Source organism: Streptomyces sp. NPDC046557, from assembly GCF_040645975.1.
GTDB lineage: Bacteria > Actinomycetota > Actinomycetes > Streptomycetales > Streptomycetaceae > Streptomyces.
Genome location: NZ_JBEYZH010000024.1, coordinates 63,027 through 76,414, shown reverse-complemented (window position 1 = coordinate 76,414; position 13,388 = coordinate 63,027). Strand labels below are relative to the sequence as shown.

Here is a 13,388-nt window from a genome sequence, read left to right as displayed (position 1 = left end):
AACCGAGCGCCATCAGGATCGCCCGGGCGGAAGTCTGAGCCCGGGTACCGCAGGACATCGATAGTGAGGTGGTCTCCGGTCACGCATCCGCGATCCCCGCACCCCCGGCAGCATTTCAGTCGGGCCTGCGGAAACAGTAGGCCGGCGCAGCATCAGGGCCGGCAGATGGTGTAGCAATTCCTTCGGGGCCCGGGTGCCAGTACGGCACCCGGGCCCCTCCAGCGTGTTCCACAGAGAGGTGCGATGACAGCAGACGACTCATTCGGCCGTCTCGATGACGACGATTACCCCGCCTACACGATGGGCCGCGCCGCCGACATGCTCGGCACCACCCAGGGCTTCCTGCGCGCCATCGGCGAACACCGCCTCATCACCCCGCTGCGCTCCGCGGGCGGCCACCGCCGGTACTCCCGCTACCAGCTGCGCATCGCGGCCCGCGCCCGGGAACTCGTCGACCAGGGCAATCCCATCGAGGCCGCCTGCCGGATCGTCATCCTCGAAGACCAGCTCGAAGAGGCCCAGCGCATCAACGCCGAATACCGCCGCGCCGCCGAATCAGCGAATCCAACAGCCGCGGCTTGAGATGGGGCGCGCCTGCCGGCCGTCGGCGGTCCTGCGCACACAGCACGCCCATTTGCGCACTGCGGGTGGAAGGGTGCGCCGAAGCGGCATGGGGGCGGGCGAGATAGATGGCCGTAGCATTGCGGCGGCAGTCCGCGGGCGCTTGAAGTGCGCGCGTGCCGTCGGATGGCGAGGCCGACACGTGGGCCAATATCGGCACGTCGTTCACCGACAGGCTGCTCCCAGAAGAGTGCCTGGGCAACGGCGAGTATCGGCTGGTGATGCAGTACGACGGAAACCTCGTCCTGTTCTCGGGCCCCCGTGCTTGCTGGGCCGGCGGCACCGACGGGGGAGACGGCGTGTTCGCGAAGTACTCCGGAGCCCTTGCCGTTGACTCGCCGTGGATGTCGCTCGAATCGCCGTTCGGGCAGCTCAGGAGGTGCCAGGGCGCATACACCGCACTCCACAAGTCGGGCAACGTCAGCCTCAACGACAAGGGCGAAGTCTGGGTCGCGCATGGGAAGGTCTTCGGCTGCTGATCGCGCCCCGTCCACCGGCGGACATGGCGCGGTGCTTGGCCAGACGGGCCAAGCACCGCGCCAAGTCACACGGCCGAAGCGGTTGCCCGGGTAGGAATCGGCTGGTTCATCGCGACTTTCCGGCCTGTCGATCGTTGTGCCGATCATGAAGATGACTCAATTCCTGAGTGCTGCCGGCGTTGCTGCGGTGGCGACCACTGCCCTGGCGGCGCCCGCTTTCGCTGCTTCAACCGCTGCGCCCTTGCCGGGCTCCGTCCCGCCTCCGTTGCCCACGTTGAACTTCATCGGCAGCATCGTGGTCAAGGTCCTCCTCGGGGGTGCCGACATCGTCGTTCCCGGCGCCCACTTCGTCGGGTAGATGCCGGTGGCCCGGCCCCCTCTCCCATCACGAACCGTCGGCGCGGTGTCAGGCCTGGCTCGGGTAGTGCCTGTGGGGCGGCAGGGGGTGACTCACCGGGCTGGTGAGCGCCTGGCCGGCTGTTACGGGCGGCGGAGAGGGCTGGAGCGACCGCGAGGCTAACGGTCGGGAGTCGGACCAGTCGGAGATTGTCCGCGGGTACGAGACCGCCACCGGCACTCTGATCCCCGTCAGCGACGAGGACCTCGACAACCTCCCCCAGGCCAAGGCCATCGGGATCGTCGCGTTCGTGCCCGCGGAGTCCATCGACCCCGACCAGGTCGGCGCCTCCTACTACCTCGCCGCCGAAGGCGTCGCCCGCAGGGAGTTCTGCAGTGACCGCGCACATGAGCCCAGAGGAATTCCGTGCCCACGCCCACCAGGTGGTCGACTGGGTGGCTGACTACTGGGCGAAGGTCGCAGACCTTCCCGTGCAGGCCCGCACCGTGCCCGGTCAGGTACGCGCGGCGCTGCCGGCTGTGGCCCCCGATCGGTCCGAGGATTTCGCGAGCGTCCTGCGGGACGTCGACGAGGTTCTCATGCCCGGTCTGACGCATTGGCAGCATCCCTCGTTTTTCGGATGGTTCCCGGCCAACACCTCCGGGCCGTCGGTGCTCGGCGACATCCTGGCCGCGGGACTCAACGTGCAGGGCATGATGTGGTCGACCAGTCCGGCCTGCACCGAACTGGAGACACTCGTCTGCGACTGGCTTGTGGACCTGCTCGCTCTGCCCCAGGCGTGGCGCGGTGGCGGTGTCCTGCAGGACACCGCCACCTCGGCGATGCTCATGGCGACCACGGCCTCCCTGAGCAGGGCAGGCGGGGAGGAATGGCGCAGCGGGGGAGTGACGGGGCGCTACGTCTGCTATGCCTCCGACCAGTCCAACATCATGGTCCGTCGGGTCTGCCGGGTGACCGGCATCGGAGACGACCGGCTGCGGCTGATCCCTACCGACCCCCGAACCCGCGGCATGGATCCGCAGCGCCTGCGGGAGGCGGTTTCACGTGACATCGCCGCCGGCTATGTCCCCCTTCTGGCGGTGGCCACTGTGGGCACCACCTCGACCGCAGCAGTGGATCCCCTGCGCGAGGTCGGCGCGGTGTGTGCGGATTTCGGGATGTGGCTGCACGTCGACGCCGCGTACGCCGGTGCCGCCTCGGTCTGCCCGGAACTGCGGTGGATCCATGACGGCATCGAGGGCGCCGACAGCTACAGCATGAGCCCCCACAAGTGGCTGCTGACCGGGTTCGACTGCAGTGTCCTGTGGCTCGCCGACCCCGCACCGCTGCTCCATGCGACATCAGCTGACGCCGCATACCTGGCCGTTGACTCCCCGCACGCCGGCGCCGACGCACCCCGGGACTACAGCAACTGGCAGCTTCCCCTGGGGCGCCGGTTCCGCGCGCTGAAGCTCTGGTCCGTGCTGCGCTGCTACGGAACGGCCGGCCTACGGGAGCACATCCGCGACGGCGTCCGACGCGCCGAGCGATTCGCCCGGCTCATCGACGCAGACGAACGCTTCGAAGTCGCCGCCCCGCCTCAGCTCGGCCTGGTCTGCTTCCGCCTCACGGCAGGCAACGGCCCCACCAACCGGCTGCTGGACGCGGTCAACACATCCGGGCAGGCCCTCCTCAGCCAGACCCGCCTCGACGGCCAGACCGCCCTGCGGCTCGCACCTGGTGGTGTGTTCACCACCGACGCCCACCTCGACGCTCTGTGGGACCTGCTGCGCAGTCAAGCCGACAGGGTGGCCGTTTCCTCCTGGCACCATGGTTCGGGCGCGAAGTGATCTCTCTCGGCCCCCACCGCGGCACCCTCCCCGGCGGACCACGCCACACGCCTCATTACTGTCCGTAGCGTTCTTTTGACATACTGTGACGGCGAACTTCTCGTGCGGTGCCCACAGCAGCGCACACCTCCGACTGCCTCCAGGAGATCAGCATGAGTCTGAGCGACTACCAGGAAAAGATCGCGGACCGCTTCCGTACCTTCGACCAGGACGGCGATGGCGCCGTCACCGTGGCCGACTTCGAGGGGCTGGCCCAGTCCATCCTCCGCGAATACGGCCTCGCCCCCACCACGCCCAAGGGAAAGGCGCTGATCAGCGCCGCCCGCAAGCTCGGCCAAGACCTGGTCGAGATGGCCGATTCCGACGGCGACGGCGAGGTCAACCAGGAAGAGTTCGTCAACGCCGCCGCGACCCGCCTGCGCAACAAGCCCGAAGGACTCACCAAGCTGGTACGGCCATGGGCCACGGCCGTCATCGCGGTCGCTGACGACGACGGTGACGGACAGGTCACGGTGAACGAATGGGCCCGCATGCTGCGGGCCATGCGCGCCACCCCCGAGCGCGCGCAGACCAAGGCCGAGGCGATCGACACCGACGGAGACGGAACGGTTTCCGTAGACGAAGTACTCGCCACAGCCGTCGCCTTCTACACCACCGACGAACCGGCCCACGAATTCGCAGCGGCTCGCTGACGCATGCCTACCGTGCCGCCCACCACAGGACGCCGAGAGCGGCACAACGCGGCCGTGCAAAGCCAGGAGCCGGAGACTGACACTACCCAGCCCTCCGGCCCCTGGCCGGCCCCAGGCCCTCCCTGGCCCCTTGGCGCACCACCATCCGGCGTCGCCCACCCCCAGGCATGCGCCGGCATCGCCCGCTGGGCTGTTGAATACCTGACCCTGCCGCACGCCCAACTAGGCCGGCCTGGACCCGTCTGCCCATACGTGGCGAGCTCCCTGGCACACAACGGCCTGCACGCGGTGGTCTGGCCGGGGGCACCGCGCCACGAGCACGAGATCACCTCCGCACTACACACCTACCGCAACTGGTTCACCCGCACCTCACAACCCCCGGGCAGCCCGCGGAACCGGGCACTACTGATCCTCTTCCCCGAACTGCAGCCACAGGATCTGTCTTGGGCCATCGACGGCGTACAACGCCTTGTGAAAACCGAATTCGTGCTGCACGGGGTGATGATCGGAGAATTCCACGACGGACCACCCAGCGCACCCGGCTTGTGGAACCCTGACTTCCGGCCCTTGAACAGCCCCGTCCCGATGCTCGTTCTACGGGCTATGGTCCCCTCCGACTTGCCCTTCCTCACCGGCGACCCCCGCCACCTGGCCGCCTACCGGGCCCGCTTCCCCAATGTGCCGGCGCACCGATCTGTCGGGCCGCCCTCAGCGGCCGGAAATGGCGGCTCGCAGCTCGGACGAAGAGACCAAGCGCGCCGGAGTGAAGAAGTCATGGTCAGTGGTTGATCGAATTCCCTGATCCGGTGTTTCTGTGGTCCGGGCCCCGCTGTCGGCGGAGCCTGAGCATGGTCAAGTGGGTGCTGCCTGGCCGGGCGATGGCAGCTCGGCCTACCGCGGGGCTCTGGCTCGTGGGGCTCCGAGTCGGGGCAGGTATCGGATGTGCCGATCTACGATGCGGTGGAGCGGCAGCGGCTCGCCGACGGCCGCGAGGTACCTGTCGTCCCGGCTCGTCCTGGAGCGGTGTCCGGCACGCGGTGGAGGGTGGTGACCTGTTCCTGCGTGCGTGAATGCGCCCGTTCGCAGAGGCTGGGACAACCCCTCGCTGGTGTATCAGGTCGGTGGTGTCCGCGACGGCGGCCAGGTCGGCCGGCAGGGTGTCGATGGCGGCCTCGTCGCCCTTGCGGCCGCATGGACGATGCGATCGATCGTCTGCAAGGCCCGGCCGTCGACCGACGGCACACCGGATGCTTGCGTGTTGCCCCGGTCTGCCGGTCGAGGCCGCTGGTGCCTGCCATCTGTCGTCCGCGAACGCTTCGCACTCTAGGAAGGCCCCGCCCGCCCGGAACGGGTGGTGTGTCCTCACTCTCCTTCTCCCGCCAGGACGCGGTCGGCCGCGTGGTGGGGGCACGACCGGTGGTACCACGTCAGGGTGAGGCAGTTTCCGGACGCGGCGATGGTCCGGGCATGGTCGTCGCCCGGCCCTGCGGTGCAGTGCGGGCACAACAGTGTCCGCGAGGTCGGTACGCCGTCGCCGGCGTCCGGTTCCGGGCGGCGCCCGAAGGGTCGGTCCTGGTCGGGCGGCACACCCAGGACGGGCGCATCCTTGCTTCGATGGGGCCGTAGATCATGCGTCCACATTCCCCATCAGACCTCCCGGATATGCCCTTCACCGCTCCTCAGGGCGCCCGTGCACCAGTGCCGCAGGCAAGAAGCGCAACGGGACTTCTGCCGGCTTGAGTATGACCGCTCGCGACACCGTCCGGCTCTGGCTACGGCTCGTCGTAGCCGCCGCACCGGGCAGTGACCGGATACCGCAGGGCCGTTGGCCGCTCAGTCGGCGGGCCGCCGACGAGCCGCTGTCGTCCCGAGCGCCGTACGGTATCCCGACGCGTCGAGGAGACAGTGGAGATGGGCCAGGGGATTGGAGAGACGCAGCCTGTAGATCCACGATCGATACGGGTCGCTGCTGATCGAGTGCGGGGCGTTCTCGAGTGCCTCGTTCACGGCCACGACCTGCCCGCTCACCGGGGCGTGGATGCCTGCAGCGGACCTCGTGCCCCGCAGTACACCGGCCGCGTCCCCGGCCCACAACAGCGTCCCCAACCCGGTCAACTCGACGGTTATGAGGTCCCCGAGTGCCTGCTGGGCGTGGTCGCTGATGCCGACGTCCACCAGCCCGTCCCGTCCAGGTCGCACCCACTCGTGGCTCTCGGAGAAGTACAGGCCGGCAGGAATGTTGCACACAGTCGGGCCCTCCAGTCGAGACGACGCGCCAGGGCGGTTCCCGCCCGGCCGACATCCTGCCCGCGGAACAGCACCCATGAGACCGTTTTGGGTGATCCATGGCCCTCTCCGAATTCGTCCTGCCCTCCCGTGACGCCGCCACCGGCCCCACCCACTTCACCCAACTGAACAACTACCTCAACGCCGCCCACTGCCACCACGGCCCACCCGGACCCCCCTAACGCACCTCCTGACCTCCCGTTATTCGGCTGCCTGCGGTCAAGGGGGCCTGCCGAGCTCAAGCCGACGGAGGAGGAGGACTCTCCTCCGCGAGGTGACTGAGGAGCGGGCCTGGGCCGGCTGCCCGGCGGCCTGGGACAGCGGGGGAAGATAGCGGCGCTCGCCGGCTGCTTTGATCCAGTCCTTGATGGTCGCCTCAGGACGGTCGAACAGGTCGGCCAGGCGCCGGTGGAGGCCAGGGCCGTTGATGGCCTCACGGAGATTGGCGCGGGCCCCACGGTGAAGGAGTTCTTCATCGAGTGGGGCCGCCCTCGCTGCGCGGGCTGTGCGAGTGCGCTCGCGTTCTCCAGAGCTTGTGCGGACGCCGGGGCGAGCTCTGGTCCGGAGCCATCCTGAGGCCGCCCGAGCCCGAGGGTGATTACGCCTTCGTCTTTCCAGGGCTGGTCGGCGAGCTCGGCCTGGGCGCGGCGACGATTTGGGAGTGGACGACCTGTCCGGCGCCGAACTGTCCGACAAGTGGGTCGGGTTCGGGTTCTACGGTGCGATCGTGGCCTGCGCCCTGGTCAACGCCACGACGCTGTGGGCGCTGGCACGCGGCCTGACCGGTCTCCTTGCACACCGTCGGCCGGACATCGTTCCGGGTGATGGCCATGATGCCCATGGGAGGCAGCCAAGCCGGCCGCGCCACAGAGGTGCCACCCCCAGGGGCCCGAGTGTGTTCGAACGGTCCGCGTCTGGATAGGATGAATGATCTTGCATCGAACGGGGCGGTCGTGTCGGGGGACTTCACGCAGGAGTGGAGTAGAAGAACAAGGGGCGACGATCAGACCGGGAGGCGCCTCAAGGGCGCCCTGGCGGCCGACACCGGCCGCGGTGGGTGCTCGCGTCGGCTCCGGCGCAGAAGGGGTCGGCGGCGAACACCATCGATACAGAGCTGAGCCGAACACCAAAAAGTCGGACAGGCCAAGCGGACGAGAGCACCAGCATCGCCGTCAAAGGTTCTGACGGATGGGACACGCGCGTCCGGCAGGCGTGTCAGTAAGTCTGTTGCCGAAGAAGGCCGGCAGGGTGCCGGCTCTGATCGATGGAGCCGGGGAGGGAGGCGGCCATGACCACGTGGGGACTGATCATGGAGACGACGGTCGGCTTGGGGGAGCGTAAACACACCGAGGCGTACGTGATGGCGCACGTGGAAGGTGGGCGTGAGTTGGCTCTAGCGGAGCTGGAGAGGCGGGCGCGCGCCTATACACCGGAGCACCCCAGGAGCCCCAAGCGTCGCCGCCTCTTCCGCGAGGGCGATGGTTTTCTGTTGGTTATCGACGGCGTGTGGCAGTCCCACGCAACCCGTTTCTCCGTTGCCGAGCTCTTGGACGACACCGACCGTCCTGCACCAGCGGAACCGGTCAGTGACGGACCCGTCGCGAGTGAGGGGCCACCGGCCACGACGCCGACGAGGGCACTGGAGCCCCCGCCTCGGCCCCCGTTGCCGCCCTCGCTGCCGGTGGAGCGGGACGAGGACGGAGTGCCAGTGAAGCCGGCATGGCTGGGACGTGCCGACCTGCCGTGAGGGGAGAGACGGCGGAGTCAGGGGATGTTGGCATCGACGGCGCGGTCTCGATGATGTCCGCGGCGGCCGGTCAGAACGTGACCTCGACGTCACGCAGGCCTCGTCCGTGAACGCCTGGCAGTCGCGCCACCAAGGGGCGACCAGCAGCAGCCGCAGGAGCTCGGGCAGGCCGACCGCAATCAGCGCCGCACCTCCTTCGGAGTCGGCCTAGAGGATGGGACGTTCCTCGCCACCTTCACCGCAGAAGAAGTAGGTGCCCCCGGCGCTGTCGCCGGCGAAACCCTCGAGCGCGGCGCCCGAGGCGAGGTGAACTTCTTCGACATGGTCGCCTCCGTCCAGGTCGAAGTCACCCGGCCAAGCGAGAAAAAGGGCAGCTTCGTCCTGTTCGCGGACGGCAGCGATCAACGATTCCATGGGCCGCACCTTACGGCTCACTGGGTTGACACGAATCATTGGTGCAGCATCGGGGAAGCCCCGATCACCGTCGTCCGGCCCAAGCAGGTGAAGCGGGTTGGCGAAGATGACTCGCTCGCGTCTCGGCCCGTGTCGAGGAGGCCATGCGACGGCTCGCGGAGGAACAGGAACTCGCCGAGCTCGAAGACGAGGACGGATACCACTGTGGCACGTATTCGGTAGTGATCAACTGATGGTCCCGCCACTGCCCGGGAGTCGGGCCGGCCCCGGATACCGCGCCGACCTCACCCGGGACGGGACTGGCCGGCGCACTATAGGTCGCTCCGGCCCGGCGGGCGAACCTGTGCCGAATGCGGCATCGTGGTTGTTGGGTGCAGCGGCTTTGCGAAATGCCGCGGACTGGGCGAGGGGCATGGCAGGTGAACATTCCCCCTTTGATTTATTCGCCAACCTTTAGGAGGGGCAACATGCCCCGGAGTCACCCGAGCACGCGCTGGGTCCTCGCGATCGCGACGGTCTGGCTGCTCCTTTTGGCGGGAAGCCCCTTCGCGCGGGCCGTTACGAACATCCAGCCGATCCGGCCGGGCACCGGGCAGACGATGGCGCCGAACACCGACGGGGCGACGGGCATCAGCACCGTTTCCCAGCGGAACGGCCACCTGGACGTCTTCTGGGTGGGAGCCGACGGCTCGATCATGTCGAACTGGTGGGACAGCGACGCGAACGGGGCCTGGGCCACACACCAGCCGTTCAGCATCACCCCACCGAACAGCGCTGCCTTGAAGTCGGGCGTAGCCGCGGTCTCACAGCGGAACGGCCATCTGGACGTCTTCTGGGTCGGACCCGACGGCTCGGTCAGATCCCACTGGTGGGACAGCGGTGCGAACGGCGCCTGGGCCACCCACGGCCAGTTCAACATCGCACCGCCGAACAGCGCCGCCCCGAACTCGGCCATCAGCGCGGTCTCGCAGCGGGACGGCCACCTGGACGTCTTCTGGGTGGGAGCCGACGGCTCGATCATGTCGAACTGGTGGGACAGCGACGCGAACGGGGCCTGGGCCAAACACCAGCCGTTCAGCATCACCCCACCGAACAGCGCGGCCCTGAACGCGGGCATCTCCTCCGTCTCGCAGCGGAACGGCCACCTGGATGTCTTCTGGATCGGCCCCGACGGAACGGTCAGATCCCACTGGTGGGACAGCGGTGCGAACGGCGCCTGGTCCACTCACGGCCAGTTCAGCATCACCCCACCGAACAGCGCGGCCCTGAACGCGGGCATCTCCTCCGTCTCGCAGCGGAACGGCCACCTGGATGTCTTCTGGATCGGCCCCGACGGAACGGTCAGATCCCACTGGTGGGACAGCGGTGCGAACGGCGCCTGGGGAACCCACGCCCAGTTCAACATCACCCCACCCGACAGCGCCGCCCGGAACGCGGGCATCACGGCCGTCGCCCAACGCAACAACCACCTGGACGTCTTCTGGATCGGCCCCGACGGAACGGTCAGATCCCACTGGTGGGACAGCGGTGCGAACGGCGCCTGGGGAACCCACGCCCAGTTCAGCATCACCCCACCCGACAGCGCCGCCCGGAACGCGGGCATCACGGCCGTCGCCCAACGCAACAACCACCTGGATGTCTTCTGGACGGGTCCCGATGGAACGGTCAGATCCCACTGGTGGGACAGCGGTGCGAACGGCGCCTGGGGAACCCACGCCCAGTTCAACATCGCACCGCCGAACAGCGCCGTCGTGCCCGGCGGAAGCACCCCACCCCAGCCCAACCCGCAGAATCCGCCGGCGCCCTCGGAGGAGCAGCGGTTCCTCGACCTGATCAACAGTGCGCGTCAGAGGTTCGGGTGCGCCCCGCTGAAGGCCGATCCGCAACTCACGGCAACCGCGCGCTCCCACAGCAAGGACCTGGCCGGTAACCCGAACCTCACGGCTACGGGCACCGAGAATCGCGGCCACGTGGGAAGTGACGGCTCGCTGCCCTGGGACACGAATGGCGGCGCGACCACGGGGCGCATCCACGGGGACCTGGGCCCATCGGCTGCCCAAGCCCAGGGCGAGAACGTCCACTGGGGCAAGGGAGACACCTTCGATAAGGCGATGGACGACTGGATGAACCACGACGAGGGGTCCAAGTGGGGTCACAAGTACAACATCATGGGCTGTGACCCCGATGACCCGAAGAACCCGTACTCCAACGGTGACATCGCGCGCTACAGTCCCCCGCCCACCGTCAACTACAAGCTGGTCGGAGTCGGCATAGACCAAGCCGCTGACGGCACCGTCTACATTACGCAGGACTTCGCAGGCTGACTCCCTCGGTCGGGCATGCCTCCGCCACGGCCCCCGCACCAAAACTTCTGGCGCCGGCGTCGAGACAGACGCCGGGGCCGGGGGTGCGTAGGCGGGCGGGGACGCCGCACGGGCGCGGGGCCGGCCCGCTAAGCATCTCCGGCGTGGAGCACGGCACCTCCCGGCCGTCGATCGCACAGGTGGGCATGCCCTCCTCCGAGGGAGACTTGCCCGGGCCCCCCGGCAGGCTTGCCCGCGGCGATCTCTTCGTCGAGAGCCAGGAGACCGGGCCAGGGCATTTACCACGGCGGCGGTTGTGCTCCCGCTGGCCACAGCGGTTTGCTGGGCTTGCGCCGCGGCGACGGCTGTATCGGCCATGGCCTAGTGCGCGCCGACCCGGTCGCGTACCTCGGCCCAGCCGCCGGCCAGGAACTCCTGCTCGGTGTAGGTGGCGAGTCCACTGCTGCCCTCGGCGGCTGGGATGGGCGGGATCGGGTCCAGGTTGGCGTCGACCAGCACCAGTCGGGAGACGAGGTGGGGGTGCCGGTCGGCCAGTACGATCGCGACGGCTCCCCCCATGCTGTGCGCGATCAGTTCGGCGGCGCCGGTGGCTGCCTGCTCCAGCGCGGCGGCGAGAGCGTCGGCATGAGCCTCCACCGTGTACGAGAACTCCTCGGGCCGGTCGCTGTGCCCGTGACCCAGCAGGTCGATCAGCAGAGACCGCCGCCCGGTGAGCAGCAGATGTGCTGCGCTCGCCGCAAAGAGGTGAGGCCGGACGGCTCACTCCCTGCGGCGGCCGGTCATCGACTGCCACGTCCTGGTGGTGACCAGGCGCTTCCCTGCGCACTGTGGACAGATGTGAGGCGGTCTCGCCTCACCAAGGGTGGAGTGAGGGGAGGCGGGCGGATGGAGGAATCCCGGGTGAGCGCCGAGACGGAGGAGGACGGCCTGCGGCGGGCGGCGGTGAGCCCGCACAGAGCGTCGGGCTCCGTCGGGTCCCGGCCCCAGCGGTCGATGCCTGTGCTGGCAGCCGTGGCCTGCGCCTTCTCGCTCGCGCAGTTCCTCCTGGTGGTTCCGGGGCTTGGTCTTGGCTGGGATGAAACGGTGTACGTGAGCCAGGTCAGCGGTCACTCACCGGCCGCGTTCTTCAGTGCGCCCCGCGCGCGCGGAATCACCTTCCTGGCCGCTCCGGTCGCCGCGGTGACGGCGTCGACCACTGCCCTGCGGGTTTGGCTGGCGGTGCTTTCCGGCTGCGGATTGTTACTGGGATTGCGGGTGTGGCGCCGGCTCTTGCCCACCCCGGTCGTGGCCGGCGCGGGCCTGCTGTTCGCCGGCTTGTGGGTCACGGTGCTCTACGGCCCCCAAGCGATGCCCAACCTCTGGGTCGCCTTCGGCGCGTTCGCCGCCGTCGGCTGTTTTCTGCGGGCAGTACGCGGTTCCGGAGACCGGCGTGCCCTGCTCGGTCTGGGCGGCGCCGTCGCGTTCGTCGCGCTGATGCGTCCGATGGACGCGGTGTGGCTGACGCTCGCACTGACCGGTGCCGCGTTCGTGACATCCGGCCGCCGCCCACCCCACTTGCTGGTCGTCGTCCTTATCTCGGGAACCGCGCTGGGCGGTGCCGAATGGGTCATCGAGGCCGTACTGCGCTACGGCGGACTGCCTGAGCGCCTGCGCCGGGCCAGCGAGATCCAGGGCCACCTCGGATGGCATTTCGCCGTCGACGACCACCTGCGCGCCCTGAGCGGCATCACCCTGTGCCGGCCCTGCACCGTACCGTGGCGCCACCAGCCCGCCGGGCTCTGGTTCCTCGCCCTGCCGTTCCTCGTCGTCGCGGGCATCCGGGCAGCCCGCAACAACGGCTACCGGGCTCCGATCGCCATGGCAGCCTGGGCCGGAGCCGCGATGGCCGCACCCTACTTGTTCACGGTGGGCTACGCCGCGCCCCGTTTCCTGCTGCCGGCGTACCTGTTGCTGGCCGTGCCCGTAGCGCAGCTGCTGGTCAGCGCATTGTCAACCGGCAGGTCGGACGCCCGTCGGCGACGTGTCACGGCAGCCCTCATAGCGACGGCCCTGGCCGCGCACGTGGCCATCCAATACCTGGTGCTGCACGCCGTCGTCGAGCGAGTACGCGCTGATACGTCGTCTTTGAGACATATTTCCGCCGTGCTGCGGGCGCAGGGCGTCCACCCGCCTTGTGTGGTGAGCGGGGACGAAGCCATCCGGGTGGCCTACCACATCGGCTGCAGCTCCCGGTTGCTCTCCGGGCACGACGCGAGCATCACGCCGGGCGCCCTCGCCGCCACCGCAGAGCGGATGCCGGTCGTCGTGCTGGTCTCCGGCAGCGGGCAGCCACCCGGGTTCGCCGGGTCTTGGCGCGCGCAATCCTTCCCGGGCTTGGGCGACCGGACGCCGTTGCGCGCCTACTTGTCTCTGACGACGCAGCCCCGCCCCACGCGTCCCAAGGCCAAGGTCGAGCAGGCAGCGGGTACGTCGACGGCGAGGAACGGCGCAAACCAGTTGCCTTGCCCTTGTGGGTTCGCCGTCTTCACTTGGCCGTCCTCCCGGCTCTCGTCCCCGCATCGCCGTGATGGCGCTCCACGTACGGATCTGCGACACGCACGCAGGCGCAGGGCACTTCCGTAGGGAAGCGCCAAGACGC

The 13,388-nt window shown here is 68.8% G+C and carries 11 protein-coding genes and 2 pseudogenes; 9 read left to right on the top strand and 4 right to left on the bottom strand.

Annotated features, from left to right (window positions below):
• Positions 1–243: 243 nt before the first annotated feature.
• Positions 244–582, top strand: a complete 339-nt coding sequence (locus ABZ934_RS28165) for a MerR family transcriptional regulator (RefSeq protein ID WP_361318443.1) — start codon at positions 244–246, stop codon at positions 580–582.
• A gap of 155 nt (positions 583–737) precedes the next feature.
• Complete coding sequence (locus tag ABZ934_RS28160; RefSeq protein ID WP_361318441.1) at positions 738–1,100, top strand: hypothetical protein; 363 nt, start codon at positions 738–740, stop codon at positions 1,098–1,100.
• Between the two features lie 156 nt (positions 1,101–1,256).
• Here the strand turns inward: ABZ934_RS28160 and ABZ934_RS28155 are convergent, their stop codons facing one another.
• Entirely contained in the window at positions 1,257–1,403 is a 147-nt protein-coding gene (locus ABZ934_RS28155) for a hypothetical protein (RefSeq protein WP_361318439.1), read from the bottom strand.
• A gap of 221 nt (positions 1,404–1,624) precedes the next feature.
• On the opposite strand from ABZ934_RS28155, the pseudogene ABZ934_RS28150 reads away from it, so the two are divergent.
• From ABZ934_RS28150 to ABZ934_RS28135, 4 genes and pseudogenes are all read left to right on the top strand, one after another.
• Positions 1,625–1,813, top strand: a pseudogene (locus ABZ934_RS28150) (Ku protein); the annotation flags it as partial.
• A gap of 31 nt (positions 1,814–1,844) precedes the next feature.
• Positions 1,845–3,287, top strand: coding sequence for a pyridoxal-dependent decarboxylase (locus tag ABZ934_RS28145; protein WP_361318437.1), 1,443 nt, complete (start codon positions 1,845–1,847; stop codon positions 3,285–3,287).
• A gap of 152 nt (positions 3,288–3,439) precedes the next feature.
• A complete protein-coding gene (locus tag ABZ934_RS28140; protein ID WP_361318435.1) occupies positions 3,440–3,979 on the top strand; it encodes an EF-hand domain-containing protein in 540 nt (179 codons plus the stop codon).
• 3 nt (positions 3,980–3,982) lie between these two features.
• Positions 3,983–4,768 carry a DUF6875 domain-containing protein gene (locus ABZ934_RS28135; protein ID WP_361318433.1) on the top strand — a complete coding sequence of 262 codons (786 nt, stop codon included), beginning with the start codon at positions 3,983–3,985 and terminating at the stop codon, positions 4,766–4,768.
• Positions 4,769–5,812: 1,044 nt separating this feature from the next.
• Here ABZ934_RS28135 and ABZ934_RS28130 read toward each other — a convergent pair.
• Positions 5,813–6,226: a glycine cleavage system H protein gene (locus ABZ934_RS28130; RefSeq protein WP_361318431.1), complete on the bottom strand. Its 414-nt coding sequence runs from the start codon at positions 6,224–6,226 to the stop codon at positions 5,813–5,815.
• A 98-nt stretch (positions 6,227–6,324) separates the two neighbouring features.
• On the opposite strand from ABZ934_RS28130, the gene ABZ934_RS28125 reads away from it, so the two are divergent.
• On the top strand, positions 6,325–6,447 hold the full coding sequence (locus ABZ934_RS28125; RefSeq protein ID WP_361318429.1) for a hypothetical protein: 123 nt from the start codon (positions 6,325–6,327) through the stop codon (positions 6,445–6,447).
• Between the two features lie 1,772 nt (positions 6,448–8,219).
• Here ABZ934_RS28125 and ABZ934_RS28120 read toward each other — a convergent pair.
• On the bottom strand, positions 8,220–8,426 hold the full coding sequence (locus ABZ934_RS28120) for a hypothetical protein (protein ID WP_361318427.1): 207 nt from the start codon (positions 8,424–8,426) through the stop codon (positions 8,220–8,222).
• A 467-nt stretch (positions 8,427–8,893) separates the two neighbouring features.
• On the opposite strand from ABZ934_RS28120, the gene ABZ934_RS28115 reads away from it, so the two are divergent.
• The gene (locus tag ABZ934_RS28115) at positions 8,894–10,750 is read left to right on the top strand and encodes a CAP domain-containing protein (protein WP_361318425.1); all 1,857 of its coding nucleotides are present in this window, start codon (positions 8,894–8,896) and stop codon (positions 10,748–10,750) included.
• A 363-nt stretch (positions 10,751–11,113) separates the two neighbouring features.
• On the opposite strand, the pseudogene ABZ934_RS28110 reads toward ABZ934_RS28115, so the two are convergent.
• Positions 11,114–11,491, bottom strand: a pseudogene (locus ABZ934_RS28110) (alpha/beta fold hydrolase); the annotation flags it as partial.
• Positions 11,492–11,650: 159 nt separating this feature from the next.
• On the opposite strand from ABZ934_RS28110, the gene ABZ934_RS28105 reads away from it, so the two are divergent.
• Positions 11,651–13,372 (top strand): hypothetical protein, encoded by a 1,722-nt coding sequence (locus ABZ934_RS28105; RefSeq protein WP_361318423.1) that lies wholly within the window; start codon positions 11,651–11,653, stop codon positions 13,370–13,372.
• The last annotated feature ends 16 nt before the right edge of the window (positions 13,373–13,388 follow it).

What these genes read in the sequence shown, in the direction of transcription:
- ABZ934_RS28165 (WP_361318443.1), top strand. Translation starts at nt 244, where the DNA reads ATGACAGCAGACGACTCATTCGGCCGTCTCGATGACGACGATTACCCC.
- ABZ934_RS28145 (WP_361318437.1), top strand. Translation starts at nt 1,845, where the DNA reads ATGAGCCCAGAGGAATTCCGTGCCCACGCCCACCAGGTGGTCGACTGG.
- ABZ934_RS28140 (WP_361318435.1), top strand. Translation starts at nt 3,440, where the DNA reads ATGAGTCTGAGCGACTACCAGGAAAAGATCGCGGACCGCTTCCGTACC.
- ABZ934_RS28135 (WP_361318433.1), top strand. Translation starts at nt 3,983, where the DNA reads ATGCCTACCGTGCCGCCCACCACAGGACGCCGAGAGCGGCACAACGCG.
- ABZ934_RS28125 (WP_361318429.1), top strand. Translation starts at nt 6,325, where the DNA reads ATGGCCCTCTCCGAATTCGTCCTGCCCTCCCGTGACGCCGCCACCGGC.
- ABZ934_RS28120 (WP_361318427.1), bottom strand. Translation starts at nt 8,426, where the DNA reads ATGGAATCGTTGATCGCTGCCGTCCGCGAACAGGACGAAGCTGCCCTT.
- ABZ934_RS28115 (WP_361318425.1), top strand. Translation starts at nt 8,894, where the DNA reads ATGCCCCGGAGTCACCCGAGCACGCGCTGGGTCCTCGCGATCGCGACG.